Origin of the sequence: Stenotrophomonas maltophilia (assembly GCF_047782825.1) — a bacterium.
GTDB lineage: Bacteria > Pseudomonadota > Gammaproteobacteria > Xanthomonadales > Xanthomonadaceae > Stenotrophomonas.
Genome location: NZ_CP180589.1, coordinates 3,676,227 through 3,699,171 on the forward strand (window position 1 = coordinate 3,676,227; position 22,945 = coordinate 3,699,171).

General features: G+C 67.6%; 24 protein-coding genes. 13 read left to right on the plus strand and 11 right to left on the minus strand.

From position 1 onward, the window contains the following. Positions 1 to 42 precede the first annotated feature (42 nt). The 4 genes from ACM2ZB_RS17000 (at position 43) to ACM2ZB_RS17015 (ending at position 5,105) form a co-directional block, all read left to right on the plus strand. A complete protein-coding gene (locus tag ACM2ZB_RS17000; protein ID WP_416056324.1) occupies positions 43 to 918 on the plus strand; it encodes a tryptophan 2,3-dioxygenase in 876 nt (291 codons plus the stop codon). Between the two features lie 180 nt (positions 919 to 1,098). Then, on the plus strand, positions 1,099 to 2,598 hold the full coding sequence (locus ACM2ZB_RS17005) for a peptide MFS transporter (RefSeq protein WP_416056325.1): 1,500 nt from the start codon (positions 1,099 to 1,101) through the stop codon (positions 2,596 to 2,598). A gap of 17 nt (positions 2,599 to 2,615) precedes the next feature. Beyond that, positions 2,616 to 3,215 carry a thioredoxin family protein gene (locus ACM2ZB_RS17010; RefSeq protein ID WP_416056326.1) on the plus strand — a complete coding sequence of 200 codons (600 nt, stop codon included), beginning with the start codon at positions 2,616 to 2,618 and terminating at the stop codon, positions 3,213 to 3,215. A 750-nt stretch (positions 3,216 to 3,965) separates the two neighbouring features. Beyond that, positions 3,966 to 5,105, plus strand: a complete 1,140-nt coding sequence (locus ACM2ZB_RS17015) for a hypothetical protein (protein ID WP_416056327.1) — start codon at positions 3,966 to 3,968, stop codon at positions 5,103 to 5,105. A gap of 45 nt (positions 5,106 to 5,150) precedes the next feature. Here ACM2ZB_RS17015 and ACM2ZB_RS17020 read toward each other — a convergent pair whose 3' ends face one another. After that, complete coding sequence (locus ACM2ZB_RS17020; RefSeq protein WP_313440931.1) at positions 5,151 to 5,390, minus strand: hypothetical protein; 240 nt, start codon at positions 5,388 to 5,390, stop codon at positions 5,151 to 5,153. Between the two features lie 573 nt (positions 5,391 to 5,963). Further along, positions 5,964 to 6,458: a MarR family winged helix-turn-helix transcriptional regulator gene (locus ACM2ZB_RS17025; protein WP_313440930.1), complete on the minus strand. Its 495-nt coding sequence runs from the start codon at positions 6,456 to 6,458 to the stop codon at positions 5,964 to 5,966. A 129-nt stretch (positions 6,459 to 6,587) separates the two neighbouring features. On the opposite strand from ACM2ZB_RS17025, the gene hppD reads away from it, so the two are divergent. After that, positions 6,588 to 7,700, plus strand: coding sequence for a 4-hydroxyphenylpyruvate dioxygenase (gene hppD, locus ACM2ZB_RS17030; RefSeq protein ID WP_416056328.1), 1,113 nt, complete (start codon positions 6,588 to 6,590; stop codon positions 7,698 to 7,700). Positions 7,701 to 7,801: 101 nt separating this feature from the next. Beyond that, positions 7,802 to 9,100 (plus strand): homogentisate 1,2-dioxygenase, encoded by a 1,299-nt coding sequence (hmgA, locus tag ACM2ZB_RS17035; RefSeq protein ID WP_416056329.1) that lies wholly within the window; start codon positions 7,802 to 7,804, stop codon positions 9,098 to 9,100. 272 nt (positions 9,101 to 9,372) lie between these two features. Here hmgA and ACM2ZB_RS17040 read toward each other — a convergent pair whose 3' ends face one another. After that, entirely contained in the window at positions 9,373 to 9,924 is a 552-nt protein-coding gene (locus ACM2ZB_RS17040) for a hypothetical protein (RefSeq protein WP_416056330.1), read from the minus strand. Between the two features lie 124 nt (positions 9,925 to 10,048). Here ACM2ZB_RS17040 and ACM2ZB_RS17045 point away from each other — a divergent pair, with 124 nt between their 5' ends. Together ACM2ZB_RS17045 and ACM2ZB_RS17050 are read left to right on the plus strand one after the other, a co-directional pair. Then, positions 10,049 to 10,687 (plus strand): hypothetical protein, encoded by a 639-nt coding sequence (locus ACM2ZB_RS17045; protein WP_313440923.1) that lies wholly within the window; start codon positions 10,049 to 10,051, stop codon positions 10,685 to 10,687. A gap of 74 nt (positions 10,688 to 10,761) precedes the next feature. Continuing rightward, entirely contained in the window at positions 10,762 to 11,715 is a 954-nt protein-coding gene (locus ACM2ZB_RS17050) for a sodium:calcium antiporter (RefSeq protein WP_416056331.1), read from the plus strand. A 48-nt stretch (positions 11,716 to 11,763) separates the two neighbouring features. On the opposite strand, the gene ACM2ZB_RS17055 is transcribed toward ACM2ZB_RS17050, so the two are convergent. The 8 genes from ACM2ZB_RS17055 to ACM2ZB_RS17090 form a co-directional block, all read right to left on the minus strand. Next, positions 11,764 to 12,153 carry a Na+/H+ antiporter subunit G gene (locus ACM2ZB_RS17055; RefSeq protein WP_164075525.1) on the minus strand — a complete coding sequence of 130 codons (390 nt, stop codon included), beginning with the start codon at positions 12,151 to 12,153 and terminating at the stop codon, positions 11,764 to 11,766. After that, entirely contained in the window at positions 12,150 to 12,434 is a 285-nt protein-coding gene (locus ACM2ZB_RS17060) for a K+/H+ antiporter subunit F (RefSeq protein ID WP_006399171.1), read from the minus strand. The genes ACM2ZB_RS17055 and ACM2ZB_RS17060 overlap by 4 nt, the downstream gene beginning before the upstream one ends. Next, complete coding sequence (locus ACM2ZB_RS17065) at positions 12,431 to 12,937, minus strand: Na+/H+ antiporter subunit E (RefSeq protein WP_416056332.1); 507 nt, start codon at positions 12,935 to 12,937, stop codon at positions 12,431 to 12,433. The genes ACM2ZB_RS17060 and ACM2ZB_RS17065 overlap by 4 nt, the downstream gene beginning before the upstream one ends. After that, the gene (locus ACM2ZB_RS17070) at positions 12,934 to 14,469 is read right to left on the minus strand and encodes a monovalent cation/H+ antiporter subunit D (RefSeq protein WP_416056333.1); all 1,536 of its coding nucleotides are present in this window, start codon (positions 14,467 to 14,469) and stop codon (positions 12,934 to 12,936) included. The genes ACM2ZB_RS17065 and ACM2ZB_RS17070 overlap by 4 nt, the downstream gene beginning before the upstream one ends. Further along, a complete protein-coding gene (locus ACM2ZB_RS17075) occupies positions 14,466 to 14,843 on the minus strand; it encodes a Na+/H+ antiporter subunit C (RefSeq protein ID WP_416056334.1) in 378 nt (125 codons plus the stop codon). Before ACM2ZB_RS17075 ends, ACM2ZB_RS17070 begins: the two co-directional genes overlap by 4 nt. Next, the gene (locus ACM2ZB_RS17080; protein ID WP_416056335.1) at positions 14,843 to 17,674 is read right to left on the minus strand and encodes a monovalent cation/H+ antiporter subunit A; all 2,832 of its coding nucleotides are present in this window, start codon (positions 17,672 to 17,674) and stop codon (positions 14,843 to 14,845) included. The genes ACM2ZB_RS17075 and ACM2ZB_RS17080 overlap by 1 nt, the downstream gene beginning before the upstream one ends. A gap of 353 nt (positions 17,675 to 18,027) precedes the next feature. Next, positions 18,028 to 18,513, minus strand: a complete 486-nt coding sequence (locus tag ACM2ZB_RS17085) for a DUF962 domain-containing protein (protein ID WP_313440914.1) — start codon at positions 18,511 to 18,513, stop codon at positions 18,028 to 18,030. A 208-nt stretch (positions 18,514 to 18,721) separates the two neighbouring features. Further along, positions 18,722 to 19,648, minus strand: a complete 927-nt coding sequence (locus ACM2ZB_RS17090; RefSeq protein WP_029379835.1) for a phosphoribosylaminoimidazolesuccinocarboxamide synthase — start codon at positions 19,646 to 19,648, stop codon at positions 18,722 to 18,724. Between the two features lie 141 nt (positions 19,649 to 19,789). Here ACM2ZB_RS17090 and ACM2ZB_RS17095 point away from each other — a divergent pair, with 141 nt between their 5' ends. The 5 genes from ACM2ZB_RS17095 to yegS all read left to right on the plus strand — a co-directional run bounded on the left by ACM2ZB_RS17095 (position 19,790) and on the right by yegS (position 22,941). Beyond that, positions 19,790 to 20,119 (plus strand): J domain-containing protein, encoded by a 330-nt coding sequence (locus ACM2ZB_RS17095; RefSeq protein WP_079223907.1) that lies wholly within the window; start codon positions 19,790 to 19,792, stop codon positions 20,117 to 20,119. A gap of 30 nt (positions 20,120 to 20,149) precedes the next feature. Further along, a complete protein-coding gene (gene rpe / locus ACM2ZB_RS17100) occupies positions 20,150 to 20,827 on the plus strand; it encodes a ribulose-phosphate 3-epimerase (protein ID WP_108770252.1) in 678 nt (225 codons plus the stop codon). A 12-nt stretch (positions 20,828 to 20,839) separates the two neighbouring features. Further along, positions 20,840 to 21,322, plus strand: a complete 483-nt coding sequence (locus tag ACM2ZB_RS17105; RefSeq protein WP_313440967.1) for a GNAT family N-acetyltransferase — start codon at positions 20,840 to 20,842, stop codon at positions 21,320 to 21,322. A gap of 159 nt (positions 21,323 to 21,481) precedes the next feature. Continuing rightward, positions 21,482 to 21,934 (plus strand): hypothetical protein, encoded by a 453-nt coding sequence (locus tag ACM2ZB_RS17110; RefSeq protein ID WP_416056336.1) that lies wholly within the window; start codon positions 21,482 to 21,484, stop codon positions 21,932 to 21,934. A gap of 74 nt (positions 21,935 to 22,008) precedes the next feature. Continuing rightward, on the plus strand, positions 22,009 to 22,941 hold the full coding sequence (gene yegS / locus ACM2ZB_RS17115; protein ID WP_416056337.1) for a lipid kinase YegS: 933 nt from the start codon (positions 22,009 to 22,011) through the stop codon (positions 22,939 to 22,941). Positions 22,942 to 22,945 lie beyond the last annotated feature (4 nt).

Sequence of the window (22,945 nt, forward strand, 5' to 3'; positions counted from 1 at the left end):
AGGCAACGCGCTACCCTTGCCGCCCCTGATCTGGTCCCGCCCATGTCCGTCGACAACAACCAACGCGATCTCGAAGCCGGCATCCACACCGACCTGCAGGGGCGGCTGACCTACGGCGGCTACCTGCGGCTGGACCAGCTGCTGGCCGCGCAGCAGCCGTTGTCCAACCCGCCGCACCACGACGAGATGCTCTTCATCATCCAGCACCAGACCTCGGAGCTGTGGCTGAAGCTGCTGGGCCATGAGCTGCGCGCGGCGATCGGCTTCCTGCAGCGCGATGAGGTCTGGCAGTGCCGCAAGGTGCTGGCCCGCAGCAAGCAGGTGCTGCGCCAGCTGACCGAGCAGTGGTCGGTGCTGGAAACGCTGACCCCGTCCGAATACATGGGCTTCCGCGACGTGCTGGGCCCGTCCTCGGGCTTCCAGTCGCTGCAGTACCGCTACATCGAGTTCCTGCTGGGCAACAAGAACGCGCAGATGCTGCAGGTGTTCGAGCACGACGTGGACGGCCAGGCGCAGCTGCGCACCGTGCTGGAAGCGCCGAGCCTGTACGAGGAATTCCTGAAGTACCTGGCGCGCTTCGGCCACGATATCCCCGACCTCTACCGCGACCGCGACTGGACCCAGCCGCACGTGTCCGATGACAGCCTGCAGCCGGTGTTCGCCCGCATCTACCAGGACACCGACCGCTACTGGCGCGAGTACTCGCTGTGCGAGGACCTGGTGGACCTGGAAACCGCCTTCCAGCTGTGGCGCTTCCGCCACATGCGCACCGTGATGCGGGTGATCGGCTTCAAGCGCGGCACCGGCGGTTCGTCCGGGGTGGGCTTCCTGCGACAGGCGCTGGAGCTGACCTTCTTCCCCGAGCTGTTCCAGGTGCGCACCAGCCTGCAGGCCGCGCCCCCGCCGGATACGCCCTGACCCCCATTCAGCGTGGCCGCTGGCGGCCGGCTGGATCGTTTCAGATGCAAGTTCAGCGAGCAGGTCGTGACCTGCCTCAAACGGCGTGTATTTGACGTGAACGCCGGAAGTCGGTGATCCTCGCGCGTTGCTCCAGCGCACATCGGATGTGCCGTCCATCCACCGAACCAGGAAACCCGCATGAGCCTAAACGCCACTGCGAACACCCCAGAGCCGGCGCTGCCGGACTTCAAGACCACGCTGGGCCACCCGCGCCCGCTGTGGATGCTGTTCATGACCGAGTTCTGGGAGCGCTTTGCGTTCTACGGCATCCGCTGGGCCTTGGTGCTGTACATCGTCTCGCAGTTCTACAGCGGCAATGCCGCCGGTGAAGGCGATGCCAGCCGCATCTACGGTGCCTACCTGGCCCTGGTGTACGCCGCGGCGATCTTCGGCGGCTACGTGGCCGACCGGGTGCTGGGGTACCAGCGTTCGATCCTGACCGGCGCGATCATCATGGCCGCCGGCCTGTTCATGATCTCGCTGCCGCAGGAGCACATCTTCAAGCTGGGCCTGGCCACGATCATCGTCGGCAACGGCCTGTTCAAGCCGAACATCTCCACCATGGTGGGCAAGCTGTACGGCCTGAAGGACGAACGCCGCGACTCCGGCTTCACCATCTTCTACATGGGCATCAACATCGGCGCGATGATCGCCCCGGTGCTGACCGAATGGCTGGCGCGCAAGGTGTTCGGCACCTCGGAAATGCCGTCGTACAAGGTTGTGTTCATTGCCTCGGGCGTGGGCATGCTGATCTCGCTGGTGTGGTTCTACATCGGTCGTGCCGGCCTGAAGGGCATCGGCGCACCGCCGGCCGGTGCCGAAGGCTTCGGCCGCATCATCATGGTGCTGGTCGGTGCCGTGGTCGCCATTCCGGTGGCCTACTTCCTGCTGGCCACCGGTGCTACCGCGCTGGCCTGGATCCTGGGTGCGATGTTCACCGCCCTGGCCATCCTGCTGCTGGTGGAAGGCATCCGCGAGGGCAAGGTGCAGCGCGACCGCGTGATCGCCATGCTGATCATCTTCGCCTTCAACGTGATGTTCTGGATGTTCTTCGAACAGGCGGGCAGCTCCTTCACCTTCCTGGCCGAAAACATCGTCAACCGCCAGTTGGGTGACTGGACCTTCCCGACCGCGTGGTTCCAGTCGGTGAACTCGGTGGCCATCATCACCCTGGCCCCGATCATTGCCTGGATCTGGGTGGCCATGGGCCGCGCCAATCCGTCCATCCCGCGCAAGTTCGGCCTGGGCCTGCTGTTCAACGGCGCGGCGTTCGCCCTGCTGATGTTCGCCCTGTCGCAGATGGTCGTGGACGGCAAGATTCCGTTCTGGACCCTGTTCATGGTCTACGTCATCCAGTCGGTGGGTGAGCTGTGCCTGTCGCCTATCGGCCTGTCGATGGTGACCAAGCTGGCCCCGGTGCGTCTGGTCGGCTTCGGCATGGGCGGCTGGTTCCTGTCCACCGGCATCGGCAACAACCTGTCGGGCATCTTCGCCGGCGCGGTGTCCGGTGAAGGCGGCATGACGATCGAATCGGCCCTGAAGGGGTATACCTTCGGCTTCTGGGCTCTGATCGGCTCCGGCGTGGTGCTCTTCCTGATCGCCCCGCTGATCAACAAGCTGATGCACGGCGTCAAGTAAATGAGAGGGTAGTGGGCATGCGTACAACGGTCGGTGGTGTGGTGGCAGTGATGTGTGCGGCGCTGATCGGCGCCTGTTCGCAACCCCCGCCCCCGGCCCCGGCCGAACCGACGCAGCCTGTGGATACCCGCCCCACCGAGCCACCGGTCGCTGACCCCAGCGAACCGGTGGCCTCGGGCAACACCCCGGCGGCCGCCGACATTGCCGCCATTGCTGGCCTGGGCGCGCAGTTCGACCCGGGCCGCAACCCGGCCGACGATCTGGAATCGGCCAAGGTCGAGGCCCAGCGCGGCAAGAAGCGCATCCTCCTGGAAGTGGGCAACGCCGACTGCGCGCCCTGCCAGGTGCTGGACGAGGCGGTGGAAGGCAACGGCGACCTGCGCCGCTTCCGCGATGCCAACTACGTCTGGGTAAAGGTCAACGACAGCCCCGCCAACCGCAACGCAGCCTTCCTCGGCCAGTTCCCGGCGATGGACGGCGACTACCCCTACCTGCTGGTGCTGGACGCCGATGGCACCCTGCTGGTGCCGCAGTCCACCGCGGACATGCACAAGGGCAAGACGGTGAACACCGCACGCGTGGAAGCGTTCCTCAAGCAGTGGGCCCCATCGCGCTGAGCGCACGCCCCCTGTAGTGCCGAGCCATGCTCGGCAGCGGCCGCCACAGTCCGCGCGCCGAAGGCCACGCCCCCTGTAGTGCCGAGCCATGCTCGGCAGCGGCCGCCACAGTCCGCGCGCCGAAGGCCACGCCCCCTGTAGTGCCGAGCTATGCTCGGCAGCGGCCGCCACAGTCCGCGCGCCGAAGGCCACGCCCCCTGTAGTGCCGAGCCATGCTCGGCAGCGGCCGCCACAGTCCGCGCGCCGAAGGCCACGCCCCCCTGTAGTGCCGAGCCATGCTCGGCAGCCGCCACCACAGTCCCCACGCCGAAGGCCGCGCCCCCTGTAGTGCCGAGCCATGCTCGGCAGCCGCCGCCACAGTCCCCACGCCGAAGGCCACGCCCCCCTGTAGTGCCGAGCCATGCTCGGCAGCCGCCACCACAGTCCCCACGCCGAAGGCCACGCCCCCTGTAGTGCCGAGCCATGCTCGGCAGCCGCCACCTCAGTCCCCACGCCGAAGGCCACGCACCCCTGTAGTGCCGAGCCATGCTCGGCAGCAGCCGCCACAGTCCGCGCGCCGAAGGCCACGCCCCCCTGTAGTGCCGAGCCATGCTCGGCAGCCACCACCACAGTCCCCACGCCGAAGGCCACGCCCCCTGTAGTGCCGAGCCATGCTCGACAGCCCGCCCGCCCTACAGAACCCCCTGCTGCGGCCGCTAACGGCAAGGACGTCAGTCGACAGGATCGTCGGCTGCCCCTACCGGAGCGCCCATGCACAGCGACCACGCCCAACGCCTGCCCGACACTGCCAGTGAACCGGCTGACGCGGCTGCACCCGAAGGCGTGAGCCTGCCGCCGCAGGAAGCCTTGCTGGATGACGCCAGCACCGGCGAAGACACCGTCGATCTCGCCCCACCGCGCCACCGCCTGCCGCAGATCGCGCTGCCGGACAACGTGGTGCTGAAGGGCGCGGTGCAGAAGCTGGTGGAACAGAAGGCCCGCCTGGACCGCTTGGCCGCCGATGGCCAGCTGGCCGGCCTGCTGCCGCCGGAGTGGCAGGGCAACGGGCTGCGCGCGATCGACTTGCCCAGCTTCGTGCAGGGCGTGCTGCCGTTCCTGCAGCCGGGCGAACGCGGCGAGACCGCACCGGCCCGCCTGCCGGTGCGCCACGTGCTGGGCGACGACAGCCGTTGGGGCGTGCACGACGTGACCGAACCGAAGTCGCTGGCCTGGTACCTGGCCAGTGATGACCGCGCCACCGCCGGCAGCAAGGACGTGGCCGAGGCCTACCTGGTCGGCGCGCTGGGCCTGGCATGGATGCAGGAAGGGCGCAGCCGCCCGGGCTTCCTGCGCGCGATGGACCAGGACAGCCTGGCCGCGCGAGTGACCATGCTGGGCTACCCGCCGCCCGGCGAACTGGCCCTGTACAGCGTGACCGCCCACGGTCAGGCGCAGATCTGGTGCGTTTATGGCCGGCGCAAGCTGCGCCCGCTGGTGGCGCCGTGGCTGAGCGTGCCGTTGCTGGCCGCCTACGGCGTACCGGCCCCGGTCGCCTGGCCCGGCAGCTTCCCGCCGGTGGATGCCGTGGCCGAAGCCATTGCCGCCGCCCGCCCAGGCAGGCTGCTGCCGGAAGTGGACCTGGGCAAGGTCGTGGCGAAGATCGCCGAAGACACCGCAGCGGACGCCTGGCAGCCGGTCAGCCTGCTGCAGCTCAACACCTGGTCGCCGCGCTGGACGTTCTTCCTGGGCACCTTCGTCGGCCTGCCGTCGCTGCTGCTGGTGGCCGCCGCCCTGGCCCTGCCGGGTGCGATTGAAGCCGCCACCGTGGCCGCCTCGCTGGGCTTTGCCGGCGGCGCCATTGCCGCCCTGGCCGTGCCGTGGATCCATGCGCGGCGCAAGCACCTGAGCTGAGCGCCGCGGTCACCGGCATCGCCGCCCCCCACGCAGGGCGTGGAGCTACTCCCGCACCACCCGCAACGCCGCCGCGTACGCCTTGGCGAAGCTGGTGAAATCGCGCAACCGGTTCAACGACAGCAGAAACCCGGGCGGGCAGGGCTTCAGGCGATGGTGTTCGAACCACGCATCGGCGATGGATTCCACCGTCGCCAGCGCCTCATCGATGCGTTGCAGATCACCGTCGTGATCGACAGCGGAAGGCACGGGCGCCGGATCTTTACGACGGCGGGGCTTGGACATGGCGCGGGATTCCTGCCTGGATCAACGGGCGTTCACTCCCGGCAACGGAGCCCCGCTGCCCGCCCACCCTCAAGCGCGACGCGCCGATTCGTCCAATAGGAAAAAGCACTCGATCGAAGCCGATTGATAGCCCAGCCCTGTCAAACAGCACCGAAACGAGCCAATCGCGAAACTTCAAGCGCTAGCCGCGTCATAACCAGCCGCAGCCAACCCAGTCCGTCCCGGCCGCCAAGCCCTAAAGAGTGCGCAGCAACCGTCACCGCAACGCCGCTTCACAAGCCGACCGCGACAAACCACAGGATCATCAGCAAGGGGTCAGAGCCCGTTGTGCAGCAACGCGATCCAACCCCGGATCACCCGACAGATCGCGTGAAACTGTCGAAGGCGGGGTGGGTCCGGTTGCAGGGGCGTGAGCCGCATGGATGCGGCGACCGAGCTTACATGGACGTACTTGCAGCGTCCCCTGCAGCCGGATCCACCCCGCCTCCCCAGGAAGCCAGCTTCTGCTGTTGAAGTTGCCGGCCAGCGGCCGGCACTACCGGGGACCGGGGCAGAGCCCCGGAAACAAACCCCTCAGACGCCTTCGCCCATCCGCTCCAGGCCATCCCCCGCCAACCGCAGGATCAGCTTCTCCAGCACCTGCTCTTCTTCCTCGCTCAGCACCGACATCAGCTTGCGGGTGATCTCGATCACCATCGGCGCGATCGTCTCGTACACCTCGAACCCCGCCGCCGACAGCGCCAGCACCGAACGCCGGCGATCATCGCCGTGTGTCTCACGCTTGATGAAACCGCGCTCCAGCAGCCGCGCCACCGCCCGGCTGACCGCCACCTTGTCCATCGCCGTGCGGTCGGAGACCTCACTGGCCGACGACCCCGGGTACAGCGCCAGGATGGTGATCACCCGCCACTCGGGAATGGCCAGGCCATAGCGGTCGCCATAGAGCTTGGCGATGTTGCCGCTCACGCGGTTGGACAGCACGCTCAGCCGGTACGGCAGGAACTGTTCCAGGTCGAGCAGGACGTGCGAGGCGCGCACGCGGGTGGAGGCGGGATCGGCTGGGCTCATGCTGCGGTGCACCTTGCTGGTGGTTTCAAGTGTAACTATAAGTGGTATGTCCGGACCCTGCATTCTCGCCGGGTCCACCCTAGCCCGCACCTGGTTTGTACCGATGCGGTACCGATTCGGAGCCACGCCATGAATACCGCAGTCCCGACCGCCTCGCACCCGAACCCCGGTATGCAGGTCACCACCTTCGAAAACCCGATGGGCATCGACGGCTTCGAGTTCGTCGAATTCGCCGCCCCGGCCGGCCGTGGCCAGGAGCTGCACGAGTACTTCCGCAAGATGGGCTTCAGCGCGGTGCTCAAGCACAAGCAGCGTCCGATTACCGTCTATCGCCAGGGCGACGTCAACTTCCTGGTCAACGAGGACCCCGATTCCTTCGCCGCCGACTTCGCCGAAAAGCACGGCCCCTGCGCCTGCGGCTTCGCCATCCGCTTCAAGAAGCCGGGCCAGGAGGTCTACCAGACCGCCCTGGGCAACGGCGCCGAAGCCATCGCTTTCAAGCCGGACAGCAAGGCCGTCAACGCCCCGGTCATCAAGGGCATCGGCGATTGCATGCTGTACCTGGTGGACCGCTACGGCAGCGCCGGCAGCGTCTTCGATGGCGACTACGAAGTGATCGCCGGTGCCGACCTGCACCCGGCCGGCTTCGGCCTGACCTTCATCGACCACCTGACCCACAACCTGTACTTCGGCAACATGCAGCAGTGGTCGGATTACTACGAGCGCCTGTTCAACTTCCGCGAGATCCGCTACTTCGACATCAAGGGCCTGAAGACCGGCCTGGTGTCCAAGGCGATGACCGCACCGGACGGCATCGTGCGCATCCCGCTGAACGAATCGTCCGACCCGAAGAGCCAGATCAACGAGTACCTGGACGCCTACAAGGGCGAGGGCATCCAGCACATCGCCTGCTTCACCGAAAACATCTACGAGACCGTTGAAGCGATGCGCGCGCAGGGCGTGGACTTCCTCGACACGCCGGAAACCTACTTCGACGTGATCGACCAGCGCGTGCCGAACCACGGTGAAGACGTGGCGCGCCTGGCGAAGAACAAGATCCTCATCGATGCCGATCCGGAAACCCACCAGCGCAAGCTGCTGCAGATCTTCACCCAGAACTGCATCGGCCCGATCTTCTTCGAGATCATCCAGCGCAAGGGCAACGAAGGCTTCGGCGAAGGCAACTTCACCGCGCTGTTTGAAAGCATCGAGCGCGACCAGATCCGCCGCGGCGTGCTGTAACGTTCATCGGCAGCGCCGGGCCACGCCCGGCGGCTGCTCACCCGTAGAGCCGAGCCATGCTCGGCTGCTTTCCGTTCCGGCATCGCGTTCCAGGAGCCACCATGTCCACCGCCCTCACCGCCCGCGGCTACCAGTCCGGTTTCGGCAACGAATTCGCCACCGAGGCCGTGGCCGGCGCGCTGCCGGTCGGGCAGAACTCGCCGCAGAAGGTGGCCCACGGCCTGTATGCCGAACAGCTGTCCGGCACTGCCTTCACCGCGCCGCGCGGCAGCAACCGCCGCAGCTGGCTGTACCGCATCCGCCCGGCGGTGACCCACGGCGAGTTCACCCCGTTCGCGCAGTCACGGCTGCAGTGCGATTTCGGCGCGCAGCCGGCCTCGCCCAACCAGCTGCGCTGGAGCCCGCTGCCGCTGCCGGAACTGCCGACCGATTTCGTCGAAGGCCTGTACACGATGGGCGGCAACGGCGCGCCCGACGCGCATGCCGGGGTCGGCATCCATCTGTACGCCGCCAACCGGGACATGGTGGGCCGCTACTTCTACAACGCCGATGGCGAACTGCTGATCGTGCCGCAGCTGGGCGGCCTGCGCCTGCTGACCGAAATGGGCGTGCTGGAGATCGAGCCGCAGCAGATCGCGGTCATCCCGCGCGGCGTGCGCTTCCGCGTGGAGCTGCCTGACGGCCCCAGCCGTGGCTACATCTGCGAAAACCATGGCGCGCTGCTGAAGCTGCCGGACCTGGGCCCGATCGGTGCCAACGGCCTGGCCAACCCGCGCGACTTCGAAACTCCGCACGCCGCGTTCGAGGATGTGGATGGTGATTTCGAGCTGATCGCCAAGTTCGACGGCCGCCTGTGGCGTGCGCCCATCGACCATTCGCCGCTGGATGTGGTGGCCTGGCACGGCAACTACGCACCGTACCGCTACGACCTGCGCCGCTTCAACACCATCGGCTCGATCAGCCACGATCACCCGGACCCGTCCATCTTCCTGGTCCTGCATTCGCCCAGTGATACGCCGGGTACCAGCAACATGGATTTCGCCATCTTCCCGCCGCGCTGGCTGGTGGCGCAGAACACGTTCCGCCCGCCGTGGTTCCACCGCAACATCGCCAGCGAGTTCATGGGCCTGGTGCACGGTGCCTACGACGCCAAGGCCGAAGGCTTCGTGCCGGGTGGCGCCTCGCTGCACAACTGCATGAGCGGCCATGGCCCGGATGCGCCCACCTTCGACAAGGCGTCCAATGCCGATCTGTCCAAGCCGGACGTGATCAAGGACACCATGGCCTTCATGTTCGAAACCCGCGCGGTGATCCGCCCGAGCGCGCAGGCCTTGGCTGCCGGCCACCGCCAAGGCGATTACCAGCAGTGCTGGAACGGCCTGCGCAACAATTTCCGTTGATTCACCGCATCCACGCATGGCGTGGATCTACTGGCGGGATGCGGCATCCACGCATGGCGTGGATCTACTGGCGGGATGCGGCATCCACGCATGGCGTGGATCTACTGGCGGGATGCGGCATCCACGCATGGCGTGGATCTACTGGCGGGATGCGGTATCCACGCATGGCGTGGGTCTACTGGCGGGATGCGGTATCCACGCATGGCGTGGATCTACGGGGCGATCCGGTCGTGATGGTGTAGATCCACGCCATGCGTGGATGCTTTGGCGACCTACGCCGTGGCCGCGAAGGCGTCGCAATGCTCCATCGGCAGCGCCTCCAGCAGGCGCTGTCGCACGCGCTGGCAGTAACCTTCCGACGTCATGCCCGGCAGCACCTGCAGCGCCGCCTGCAGTACACGCAGTACTTCGGTTTCCGCGCGGGCCTGCTGCAGGTCGCGGAACAGCGCGGCCGCCTGCGGGTGCCGCTGCATTTCCAGGATGCCCAGCAGGTAGATCCGCGCGGACACCAGCGAGCGGCGGCGCTCGACCGGCGCCGGTGCCGCGACGGGCGCAGGCACGGCAGGCGCGGGCGGGGGAGCGACACGTTGTGTCGTTTCCGGCATGGGAGGGGGCGCCGCTTTGGCCACCGGCCCGGTTTCCAGATAGCCGCCCTGGATCAGCTGGATCACCATTGCCGGTGCTTCCTGGCCCATCAGCCCGGTCAGGTCGGCGATGCTGCGCTGGCCATCGCACAGGATCAACAGCCGGCGCTGGCGCATGTCCAGCGGCGCACGGTGGGCCTGCAGCGCAGTTCGGGCGAGGTCGGTCTTGCGCGGTTGCATGGAAAGGACAGCCAAGTCGGTGCACGCCGAGCCTGAACGAGCGCCATGAAACGGCGATGACAATGCAGCGCCTGCACGCGCGCTGCGCTAGCGTGCCAGCACCCCGTGCCAAGGAACCGCACCCATGAAACACCTGCCCATCGCCGGCCTGCTGCTGTTGTCGCTGGCCGCCTGCAACCGCACCGCCGACGCCCCCGCCGAGGCCTCTGCCCCGGCCAAGGACACGGCCGCCGCCACCGCACCGGCCGATGCCGACCTGGCGCCGACGTCCCCGGCCGACCCGCGCACTGACAGCCCGGCGCGGCTGGATGGCTTCGGCGGTGCCCGCCTGGGTGCGTCCATCGCCGATGTGCGCAGTGGCTTCGGCGCGCCCCTGCAGGTCATGAACCTGGATGCGACCGGCAAGCCGCTGCCGGATAATGACAACGACGAAGAATGCTATTACCTGCGCCCGCAGGGGGCCGATGAGCCACGCCTGATGATCGAGGGCCGCAAGCTGGTGCGCTATGAGGTGTTCAGCACCGGCATCGTCGCACCGGGCGGCGGCAAGGTCGGCATGACCCTGGGCGAACTGCAGCTGCTGTACCCCGAGCGCGCCGACGTCGGTCCAGACAAGTACGACGACAATACCCAGCATCTGCGCGTGCGCCCGGCCCAGGAAGGCGCGGGCATCATCGATTTCGAGGTGGCACCCGACGGCAAGGTCAACGGCTGGCGGGTCGGCCAGACCCCGCAGGTGGATTACGTGGAAGGCTGCCTGTAACCACCACGACCGCGGCTCACCCGCAACGGGTGGGCCGCGCGTAGAATCGCGCCACGACCGCTGGGGAGTGCTCGATGATCGCCATCTCGATTGCCTGGTTCCTGCTTGGCCTGCTGCTGCTGGCGCTGGGCGGCGAATCCATCGTCAAGGCCGTGTCCGGCCTGGCCCAGCGCTTCGGCGCCAGCGCCTTCACTGCCGGCCTGCTGCTGCTCGGCGTGGCAACGTCGTTGCCGGAACTGGCGGTCAATGCGCGCGCGCTGGCCATGGGCCAGCCCGAGCTGGCGCTGGGCAACGCCATTGGCAGCAGCGTGGCCAATCTGGGCCTGACCTTGGCGTTGGCCGCCATCGCCGCGCCGCTGCTGCTGCGCGCGCGGCTGCAGGGGGTGCTGTGGTGGTCGCTGCTGGGCGCCGCCGTGCTGCTGATCGTGTTCGGCTTGGATGGGCGCCTGCAGCGCTGGGAAGCCGGCGTGCTGGTGGCTGCGTTCGTGCTGGTGCAGGCGGTGCTGCTGCGCCGGGGCCGCGCTGAAAGCGCCGAAGTGCAGGCGGCCATTGCCGAATCCGCACTGAGCCGTACCAGCCTGCCGTTGAACGTGCTGCGCGTGCTGTTCGCCGCCTTGACCCTGTACTGGGGCGCGCGCCTGGTGGTGGGTGCGGCGGCGGACTTCGGTACCGCGCTGGGCTGGACCCCGCTGCTGGTCGGCCTGCTGCCGGTGGCCATCGGCACGGCGCTGCCGGAAGTGGCCGCGGCCATCGCCGCCGCGCGGCGCGGCCATGGCGACATGGTGCTGGGCCACGTGCTGGGCTCCAGCGTGGTCAACCTGCTGCTGGTGATCGGCGCGATGGGCCTGCTGCAGCCGCTGGCCCTGCCGGCGTCCTTCGTGCGGCTTGAACTGCCGGCGCTGCTGGCCTTTGCCCTGGTGCTGTACCCGATGCTGCGCGGCGACCTGAAGATCAGCCGCGTTGAAGGCGCGGTGCTGCTGGGCGCATTCGTGGCGTGGCTGGGGCTGGAGATCGCCCTGGTCCTGTAGATCCACGCCATGCGTGGATATCGAGCCATGCCGGCCAGCGGCCGGCACCTACCGGTTCTGCGTGGCGTCCTCTTCCCGCGCCGGTTCCGGCGGCGGCAGCTGCTCTTCCTTGGCGCGCTCGTTGCCGGGCAGGCTGGGGCGGGTTTCCATCAACAGCGACAGCGCGGCCTTGGCCATCATGTGTGCGCTGATGGGGGCGGTGATGAACAGGAACACGGTGATCAGCAGCTCGCGCGGCTGCGGGTCCTGGCCCAGGAAGATGTGGTAGCAGACCGAGCACACCAGCACGCAGCCCACGCCCAGCGTGCTGGCCTTGGTGGGCGCATGCAGGCGCTTGAAGAACGTCGACAGTTTCACCAGCCCCAGTGCGCCGACCAGGATGAAGAAGCAGCCAAACAGCAGCAGCACCGACAGGGCGATCTGGATGAAGGTGATCATTCGACAATGTCCCGGCGCAGCACGAACTTGCTCAGCACCACGGTGCTGCCGAAACCGAGCATGGCAATGACCAGGGCCGCTTCGAAGTAGATGGCCGAGTTCAGGTACATGCCGAACAGCATCAGTTCGGCGATGGCGGTGACCGACAAGGTGTCCAGCGCCAGGATACGGTCGGGCACGGTCGGCCCGCGCAGCAGGCGCCAGGTGGCCAGCAGCATGGCCAGGCCGACCACGTGCATGCACACCACCAGGGTGGTCTGGATGATCTGGAATCCAGTCATGGGAAGATCTCCATCAGCGGGGCTTCGTAACGGCGCTTGATCGTGTCGATCAGTTCCTGCGGGTCGTCCAGGTGCAGCACATGCACCAGCAGGTACCTGCGGTCATCGCTCAGGGCGGCCGACACGGTGCCCGGGGTCAGGGTGATCATGCTGGTCAGCGCGGCGATGCCGTGGATGTTGGCGATGTCCAGCGGCAACCAGATGAAGCCCGGGTGGATGTTCTTTTCCGGGCCCAGCACCTGGATGGCCACGCGGATGTTGGACATCAGGATGTCCCACAGGGTGACGAACAGCAGCTTGGGCACCGGCCGCAGCGTGCCGATGCGGGCGAATTCGCGGTCCAGGCGCGCGGCGAACAGCGGCACCACCACGCCCAGCAGCAGGCCCAGCAGGGCCTGGCCCAGGGTGAAGCTGTCGGACATCAGCAGCCAGAACGCCACCACCATCACGCTCAGTGCGGGCGAGGGGAAGACGCGGCGGCGGAGGGAACGCTTGGCGGTCATGGCTGGCGGATCTCCGGCGGGGTCGCGCGCAACTGCTGCACGTAGTCAACCGGCTGCAGCAGCTGGGCGGCGATGGCATCGGTGTGGCGCATCAGCGGCGCGGCGCCCAGGGTCATGCCCACGCCATAGGCCAGCAGCAGGCAGGCGGCATACAGTTCAATGCGGCGCAGCGGTGCCTTGCGCGGCGGCGGCGCGTCCGGGTCGGCTGCGGGCACACGCCAGAACAGACGGATGCCACCACGGGTCAGGCCCATGATGACCAGCAGGCTGCTGACCAGCACTGCCGTCCACACCGCGCCGGTGTATTGGGCGGGCATGCCGGCCAACAGCGCGGCCTTGGCCAGGAAGCCGGACAGCGGCGGCAGGCCGGCCACCGACACTGCCGCAATCAGGAACAGCACGGCCGGCGTTTCCTTGCCCGGCATCGGCGCCACCACTTCCTTGCGGTCGCTGGCGCCGCCACGGCGGCGGCGGATCAGGTCGGCCACCAGGAACAGCGCCGCCGCCACGAAGCTGCTGTGTGGCAGGTAGTACAGGCCCGCCGACAGCACCTTCGGGGTGCCCACCGAGAAAGCGATGAACAGCGTCGCCGCCGAGACGATGACCAGATAGGAGATCAGCACGCGCAGGCGCGCTGCGGCCAGTGCGCCCAGCCCGCCCAGCACCAGGGTGGCCACGCCGGCCCACAGCAGCCAGTCGCGGCCATAGCCGGCCATGGCCCCGGCATCCTCGCCGAACCACAGCATCTGCACGCGCAGCACGGCATACAGGCCGACCTTGGTCATGATCGCGAACAGCGCGGCCACCGCAGCCGGGGCACGGGCATAGGATTCGGGCAGCCACAGGTACAGCGGCATCAGTGCGGCCTTGGCGCAGAACACCAGCAGCAACAGGCCCATCGTGGCCTTCACCAGGGTCAGCTGTGCGGGCGGCACCTCGGCAATGCGCTGCGACAGCTCGGCCATGTTCAGCGAGCCCAGCGAGGCGTACAGCAGGCCCAGCGCGATCAGGAACAGGGTCGATGCGGTGACGTTGAACACCACGTAGTGCAGGCCGATGCGCATGCGCAGGCCACGGCCACCGCTGAGCAGCAGGCCGTAGGAGGCGATCAGCATCACCTCGAAGAACACGAACAGATTGAAGATGTCGCCGGTCAGGAACGCACCGTTCAGGCCCACCAGCTGGAACTGGAACAGCGCGTGGAAGTGCGGTGCGCGCCGGTCCCAGCCCGAGCAGGCATGCATCAGGCAGGGAATGGCCAGCAGCAGGGTGGTCAGCAGCATCCACGCCGACAGGCGGTCGGCCACCAGCGCGATGCCCAGCCGTGCCGGCCAGTCACCCAGCAGGTAGACGTTGATGTCGCCACCGGCGGTCTGCGCGAACAGCACGCCCACGGCCACGGCCAGCGCGGCCATGGCCGACCAGGCCACGCTGCGCTGCACCTTGGGCCCGTAGCGGCGGTGTTCGACGAACAGGGACAGCGCTGCGCCGAGCAGGGGAACCAGGATCGGCAGGATCACCAGATGGTTCATGCCTGGTCCTCGCCCCGACGCGGCGGTGCGTCTTCATCGGGTTCATGCGCATCCACGTGGTCGCTGTGGTTGTCGCTGCGGCTGCGCATGGCCAGCACGATGGTCACTGCGGTCATCGCGAAGGCGATGACGATGGCGGTCAGCACCAGCGCCTGCGGCAGCGGGTCGGTGTAGTTGCCCAGGTGGCTGTCCAGCCCATCCTGCAGCACCGGCGCCTTGCCCTGCACCACGCGGCCGCCGGCAAAGATCAGCAGGTTGGTGGCATAGGACAGGAAGGTCATGCCGAGGATCACATCGAAGCTGCGCGCGCGCAGCAGCAGGTAGATGCCGATGGCGGTCAGCACGCCGATCGCGGTGGCCAGGGCCAGTTCCATCAGTGCATCTCCCCGGTGCGGGCCGAACGGCGTTGCAGGTCGATCTCGCCTTTGCGCGCGCTGCGGGTGCGCGAAGGCTTCACGGTGGCCATCATCGACAGCATCAGCATGGCGCCACCGAATACCACCAGGTACACGCCGATGTCGAAACCAATGGCGCTGGCCAACGGCACATCGCCGATCAGCGGCAGGTGCAGGTCCAGGTGGCCACTGGTCAGGAACGGCACGCCGAACAGCATCGAGGCGCTGCCGCTGAGCAGGGCGATCAGCAGGCCCATGCCGATGCAGCGGATGTAGTCGAAGCCGAAGCGCGATTCCACCGAGGCGGTGCCCTGGATCACGTACTGGATCAGCAGCGGCACGGCCAGCACCAGGCCGGCGATGAAGCCGCCCCCGGGGGCGTTGTGGCCGCGCAGGAACAGGAAGATCGATACCGTCAGGGTGAGCGGGAACATGATCTGGGCCAGATCGGCCGGTACCGGCAGCTTGATCGGCGGGCCGGGCATGATCTGTTCCGGGGCCATGCGCGTGCGCCGCAGCAGGGCGTGCACGACCAGTGCGGCGATGCCGAACACGGTGATCTCGCCGAAGGTATCGAAGCCGCGGAAGTCGACCAGGATCACGTTGACCACGTTCTGGCCGTAGGCTTCCGGCAGGGCGCGGGCGAGCATCTCACCGGCCATGGTGTTCGGGGGCAGGGTCATCGCGCTGTAGGCCAGCGCGCCCAGGCCGGCGCCGGCGATGATCGCGATGACCGCATCGCGGCGCTTGCGCCAACGCGGCCGCTCCGGCCCGGACTGCGCGGGCAGGTAGTTCATGCCCAGCAGCATCAGCACCAGGGTCACCATTTCCACCAGCAGCTGGGTCAGGGCCAGGTCCGGCGCGGACAGGAACACGAAGGTCAGCGCCACCATCAGGCCGACGCCGCCCACCAGCAGCACCGCCAGCAGGCGCTGCTTGTAGATGCGCAGGGTGGCCACGGCGCAGGCCATCATCACCAGCCACAGCGCCCAGCCCAGCAGCGGGATCGGCTGCGGCCGGGTCCAGTTGGGCGAGGCCGGGTTGGCGATGTAGGGCGCGGCGGCCACGGTGATGGCCACCAGTACCAGGCCCAGCAGCATGCGCTGCAGGCTGCCGTTGGCAATGCCGTTGGTCAGGCGCATGGCCAGTGCGGAAACGGTGTCCAGCTGTGCGTGGAAGACGTTGCGGCCGGTGGCGGTGTTCTGCACGCCATGCAGGTTGATCAGCTTGCGCAGGCCGAAGTACAGGGCCACGCCGCCGACCACGCCCACCGCGCTCATCGCCAGCGGCAGGTTGAAACCGTGCCAGACCGACAGGCTGTATTCGGGCATGGCGCTGCCCAGGATGGAACCGGCCGCGGCGTGCAGCACCGGCGCCACGGTCAGCGCCGGGGCGATGCCCACCGCCACGCAGATCACCACCAGGATCTCCACCGGCACCTTCATCCAGCGCGGCGGCTCATGCGGTACACGGTCCAGATCGTGCGGCCCCGAGCCGAAGAAGGTGTCGTGTACGAAGCGCAGGCTGTAGGCCACGCCGAACACGCCGGCCAGCAGCGCGGCGATCGACACGGCCGTGCGCATGGTGCCGGGGCCGCCGCCGGCGGTCAGCGCCTCGGCAAACAGCATTTCCTTGGACAGGAAGCCGTTGAGCAGGGGAATGCCAGCCATCGCCAGCGAGGCGATGATCGCCAGCGCGCTGGTGAAGGGCATCAGCTTCCTCAGCCCGCCCAGCTTGCGCATGTCACGGGTGCCGGTCTCGTGGTCGATGATGCCGGCGGCCATGAACAGCGAGGCCTTGAACGTGGCGTGGTTGAGGATATGGAACACGCCGGCGACCACCGCCATCGGCGTGGACAGGCCGAACAGCAGGGTGATCAGGCCCAGGTGGGAAATGGTCGAGTAGGCCAGCAGGCCCTTCAGGTCGTGCTGGAAGATCGCGTTCCAGGCGCCGATCAGCAGGGTGAGCGCACCGATGCCGCTGACGGTATAGAAGAACAGGTCGCTGCCGGCCAGCGCCGGGTGCAGGCGTGCCAGCAGGAACACGCCGGCCTTCACCATGGTGGCCGAGTGCAGGTAGGCCGACACCGGGGTGGGCGCGGCCATCGCGTGCGGCAGCCAGAAGTGGAACGGGAACTGCGCGCTCTTGGTGAAGATGCCGGCCAGCACCAGGAACAGGGCATAGGGGTAGAGCGCACTGGCGCGGATCTGTTCGCCGGCGGCCAGCACCACGTCCAGGTCGAAGCTGCCCACGATGCGGCCGATCAGCAGCACGCCGCCGAGCAGGGCCAGGCCACCGCCGCCGGTGATCACCAGCGCCATGCGCGCGCCTTCGCGGGCGTCCTTGCGGTGCGACCAGAAGCCGATCAGCAGGAACGAGCTGATGCTGGTCAGTTCCCAGAACACCATCAACAGCAGCAGGTTGCCCGACAGCACCATGCCCAGCATGGCGCCCATGAACAGCAGCAGGTAGCAGTAGAAGCGGTGCGCGTTGTCCTGGCTGCTGAGGTAGTAGCGCGCATACAGCACCACCAGCGCGCCGATGCCCAGCACCATGCCGGCGAACATCCACGCCAGGCCGTCCAGGCGCAGGGCGAAATCCAGGCCGATCTGCGGCAGCCAGGGCACCAGGGTGCGCACCACCTGGCCATCAAGCACGGCCGGGGTCAGCCAGCCAAGGATGGCCAGCCCGCCCAACGGCGCCAGCGCCGCCAGCCAGGCAGCTGTCGAGCGCGGACTACGGGGGAAGGCCGCAACAGCCACTGCCATCAGGAACGGCAGGGCCAGCAGCAGGGGCAGGCTGGGGAGCATGCAGGGAATCCATGATTCACGAGCAGGTCATTGAGTCTAACAGTCAGCCAAATGTCGCCGAAACCCATGTAACGGCTACAAACGGCATGTAACGTGCGCTATTCATCTTTTTTTGCGGTGCGGCATGCCCAATCCGGGCCTTGCGGCGTGTGGTCGCCGGCTTTGCCGGATCGGCTCCCTACGCCCGCGCATGGGGCCCTGCGCGCCCACGTGGCAACGGCTGGGGGCTGCAAGAGCGACGCGCGCGCAGGCGATGGCCGCCTGTGCAACGCAGGCTGTCAGGTCGTTTGTGCAGCAGGGGTGAGGGGCGGGGCCCGTTCAGGAAACGGCGGTCCGGACTACCGCCTCGGTGGTCAGTAGCGCCAGTCGAGCTTGCGGTAGGCCTTGGCCATCACCCAGGCCGGGCCGATCAGCAGGTAGGTCAGGTCGGTCAGGAAGCTGGGCTTGCGGCCCTCGAACTTGTGGCCGATGAACTGTGCGATCCAGGCCACCACGAACACGCCCACCGCCAGCCAGAACAGGTTGTGCAGGCCGATTTCGGCCTCCAGCAGGCGGCACAGGCAGCCGAACACGAAGAACTGGATGAGCATGCCGATGCCCAGCGGGCGCGACAGTTTGTTGTAGAAGCACCAGGCGCTGAACATCGCGAAGGCCGCCCAGATGCCGTACTGGAACCAGGTGATCAGCGGCGGTACGCACCACAGCAGGGCCACCACCGACCACAGGATTGCCGGCACGGCCACCACGTGGATGCGCTGGTTGATCACGTTGCGGTGGTCGTCGGAATAGCTGGCGAAGTAGCGGTCGATCGGCCGCGCAAGCTGGGTGGTGGTCTGCATGCTGCCAGCATACTCCGGCCCGGGCCGGCAGTAGAGCCAGGCCATGCCTGGCTGCGGATTGGCCAGGGTTGCCGGCCAGCGGCCGGCACTACCCCGGGCCGGCAGTAGAGCCAGGCCATGCCCGGCTGCGGATTGGCCAAGGTTGCCGACCAGCGGCCGGCACTACCCCAAAATGAAACGCCCCCGGCCAGGCCGGGGGCGCAGGGGATCAATCGACGCTGATCCCGGCCAGGCGCTGCAGCGCCTCGGCGTACTTGGCGCGGGTGCGCTCGATGATCTCAGCCGGGATGGTCGGGCCCGGGGCGGTCTTGCCCCAGTCCAGCGTCTCCAGGTAATCGCGCACGAACTGCTTGTCGTAGCTCGGCGGGCTGGTACCCACTTCGTACTCGTCGGCCGGCCAGTAACGCGAGGAATCCGGCGTCAGCATCTCGTCCATGATGTACAGGCGGCCATCGGCGTCGGTACCGAACTCGAACTTGGTATCGGCCAGGATGATGCCGCGCTCGCGGGCGTAATCGGCAGCGAACTTGTAGATGCGCAGGGTGGCATCGCGCACGCGCTCGGCCAGATCGGCGCCGACCTGCTTCACCATCGCATCGAAATCGATGTTCTCGTCATGGTCGCCCACGGCGGCCTTGGTCGAGGGAGTGAAGATCGGCTCGGGCAACTGCTCGGCCTGGCGCAGGCCGTCGGGCAGGTCGATACCGCTCACCTTGCCGGTGCGCTGGTAGTCCTTCCAGCCGCTGCCGATCAGGTAGCCGCGGGCGATGGCTTCCACCGGCACCGGCTTCAGCTTGCGGGTGACCACCGCGCGCTTGGCGTACAGGGCCGGGTCTACGCCCTCGGGCAGCACGCTGGCCACGTCGATGCCGGTCAGGTGGTTGGGCATCAGGTGTGCGGTCTTGGCGAACCAGAAGTTGGACACCTGGCAGAGCATCTCGCCCTTGCCCGGGATCGGGTCGGGCAGGACCACGTCGAACGCCGACAGGCGGTCGGTGGCCACCATCAGCAGGTAGTCGCCCGGCGGGGTCCCTGCAGGCAGCCGCTCGCGCGGGATATCGAACACATCACGCACCTTGCCGCGATGGCGCAAGGGCAGGCCGGGGAGATCGGATTGCAACAGCGTGGTTGGCACGGGCACTCCTGGGGCGTTGTCGATACGGCTGCCCAGCGGACCCGGCGGGCCCGCTGACCAGCGGGCGGCCTAGTGTAAAGCGGTCCGGGCCCGCTGTGACGTAAAATGAGCGTCCATTTCGTCGGCCGACCCCGGAGCGCCATGCGCTGGTACGGAAAACTGCTCGGTTTCATCGCCGGCGCCCTGCTGTTCCGGCCCAATCCGCTGTTCGGGGCGGTCATCGGCCTGCTGCTCGGCCATGCCTTCGATTCGGACTGGTTCCGCCTGAACAAGGAAAACCCGTACCGCGAGCTGGGGCTGACCTCCGAGGCCACCGATGCCGAGGTCGAACGGGCCTACCGCAAGCTCATTTCCCAGTACCACCCCGACAAGCTCGGCGGCGCGGCCCCCGAGCTGCAGCAGCAGGCCGAGCAGAAGTCGCGGCGCATCAATGCCGCCTACGACCGCATCAAGACGCTGCGCAAGCGCTGACCCCTTTCCCTCGTCCCCAAGGCCCCGGCCATGTCCAACTGCCTCATCGCCCCGTCCATCCTGTCCGCCGATTTCGCCCGCCTGGGCGAGGAAGTGGACAACGTCCTGGCCGCCGGTGCGGACTGGGTCCACTTCGACGTGATGGACAACCATTACGTGCCCAACCTGACCATCGGCCCGATGGTCTGCCAGGCCCTGCGCAAGCACGGCGTGACCGCGCCCATCGACGTGCACCTGATGGTCGAGCCGGTGGACCGCATCATCCCGGACTTCGCCGAGGCCGGTGCCACCTACATCAGCTTCCACCCGGAGGCCAGCCGCCACCCGCACCGCACCATCCAGCTGATCCGTTCGCTGGGCTGCAAGCCGGGCCTGGTGCTGAACCCGGCCACCCCGGTGGACATCCTGGACTGGGTGCTGGATGACCTGGACCTGGTGCTGCTGATGTCGGTCAACCCGGGCTTCGGTGGCCAGGCCTTCATTCCCTCGGCGCTGGACAAGCTGCGCGTGGTCCGCCAGAAGATCGATGCCAGCGGCAAGGACATCCGCCTGGAGATCGACGGTGGCGTGAAGGCCGACAACATCGGCGCGATCGCCGCCGCCGGCGCCGATACTTTCGTGGCGGGCTCGGCCATCTTCAACGCCAAGACCAGCTACCAGGACGTGATCGCGCAGATGCGCGCGAATGTCGCTGCAGCGAGGGGCTGAGCCATGGGAACGGTGGCCGTGTTGAACATCCGCCCGGCCACCGTGGCCGATGCCGGTCTGATCCTGCAGTTCATCCGCGAACTTGCCATCTACGAGAAGGCCGAGCATTCGGTGCAGACCGATGAGATCGGCATTGCCGAAAGCCTGTTCGGCGCCGACGCCACCGCCCGCGCATTGATCTGCGAAGCCGACGGCGAGGCCATCGGCTATGCGGTGTACTTCTACAACTACTCTACCTGGCTGGGCCGCAAGGGGATCTACCTGGAAGACCTGTACGTCAGCCAGGAAAAGCGCGGGGCAGGTGCCGGCAAGGCGCTGCTGAAGTACATCGCGCGGCAGGCCGTGGCCGAGGGCTGCGGTCGCTTCGAATGGTCGGTGCTGGATTGGAACACCCCGGCCATCGAGTTCTACACCGCCGCCGGTGCCACGCCGCAGGACGAGTGGACCGTGTACCGGCTGCAGGGCCAGGCGCTGCACGATTTCGCCAACGGCTGAAGCAAAAAAAAAAGGCCGCGCCAAACACCGGCGCGGCCCTGCTGCATTCGTGGGAGGCTGATCCTGCCTCCATCCGTCTTCCCTGCTATGGCCTTCCATTCTCCGGGCCGGGCATGACACCCGCATGACACGCTGGTTGCGGCGGAGAACCACGCTGCGATGACCCATCCCACCCAGGACGTTCTGCTCGAAGACTGGTTCCTGTTCGCGGTCGAGGACGCGCTTGTCATCGACACGGACTTCATCAACGAGGAAGCGCGCGGGAACCTCTGCAGCTTCTCGCCCGCTGAGGGCTGCGAACCGGATGCTGGCGCGCTGGCGGCCTTCGTGCGCCGCGTGGCGGCGCATCGCGCTCTCGAGCTGGACGGCCATCCCATGCGTTTCTACTGCTGGCACGACGCGCAGGCGCGGCAGCTGCGGCTGAGCCTGGTGTCCACGGCGCACGGCCGGTTGCCGTTCGGTTGCGTGCACGAGACTACGCCCGATGTTGACTGCGTGGTACGCGCGATTGTGGAGCAGGACTGGCTGAATCCCTCTTATGGCGCGTACATCGACGTCGGCGAGGAGACCGCTCCGCAATCGCTGCAGGTGGCCGTCATCGCGCTGCCCTGAACGGTTGCCCGCGGCATTCACCGGCCGCGAACGCGCGATTGATAGCCTGTGCCACCCCCACTGGAAGCACCTGCATGACGACCCCGCGCTGGCGCCTGATACTCAACGGAAAATCCGCTGGCAATGACGACCTGCGCAATGCGGTTGGCCACTGGCGCGGGCAGGGCGTGCAGCTGGAAGTGCGGGTGACGTGGGAAGAAGGCGATGCCGAACGCTACGTGGCCGAAGCCATCGACCACGGCGTGGATGTGATCGTGGCGGCTGGCGGCGACGGTACGCTCAGTGCCGTCGCCGAGACCCTGGCCCATCGCGAAGAATCGGCCGACGCATTGCCGTCGCTGGCTCTGGTGCCGATGGGCACGGCCAACGATTTCGCCACCTCGGCCGGCATTCCCACCGAGCCCAAGGATGCGTTCGCACTGATCGCGCAGGCGCCGGCCAGGCCCATCGATCTGCTGCGCGTCGACGCCGATGGCAAGCGCTGGTGGTGCGCCAACCTGGCCAGCGGTGGCTTCGGGACCCAGGTGACGGTGGAAACCGATGCAGGCCTGAAGAAGATGCTGGGTGGGCTCGCGTATGTCATCACCGGCATCGCCAAGCTTGGCCGCATCGAGCCGATCAGCGCACGGTTGTCGGGACCGGATTTCGCCTGGGAAGGCGGCTTCATCGCCCTGGGTATCGGCAACGGCCGCCAGGCCGGCGGTGGCCAGCAGCTGTGCCCGCAGGCACTGATCGATGACGGCCTGCTGGACGTCACCGTAGTGCCCGAACTGGATGGCGAGGTGGCCGCAACCATTGGCCAGATGCTGACCGGTGGCAAGGAAGCGGCACTCGATCGCGTGGCGACCCGCGCGCAGCTGCCGTGGCTGCAGATCGACGCGCCGCAATCGTTGACGCTGAATCTGGATGGCGAGCCGGTGCAGGCGCAGCGCTTCCGCATCGACTGCGTGGCGGGCCGGGTGCGCATGCACCTGCCGGCGGACTGCGAGCTGCTTTCCGGCGGCTGAGCCG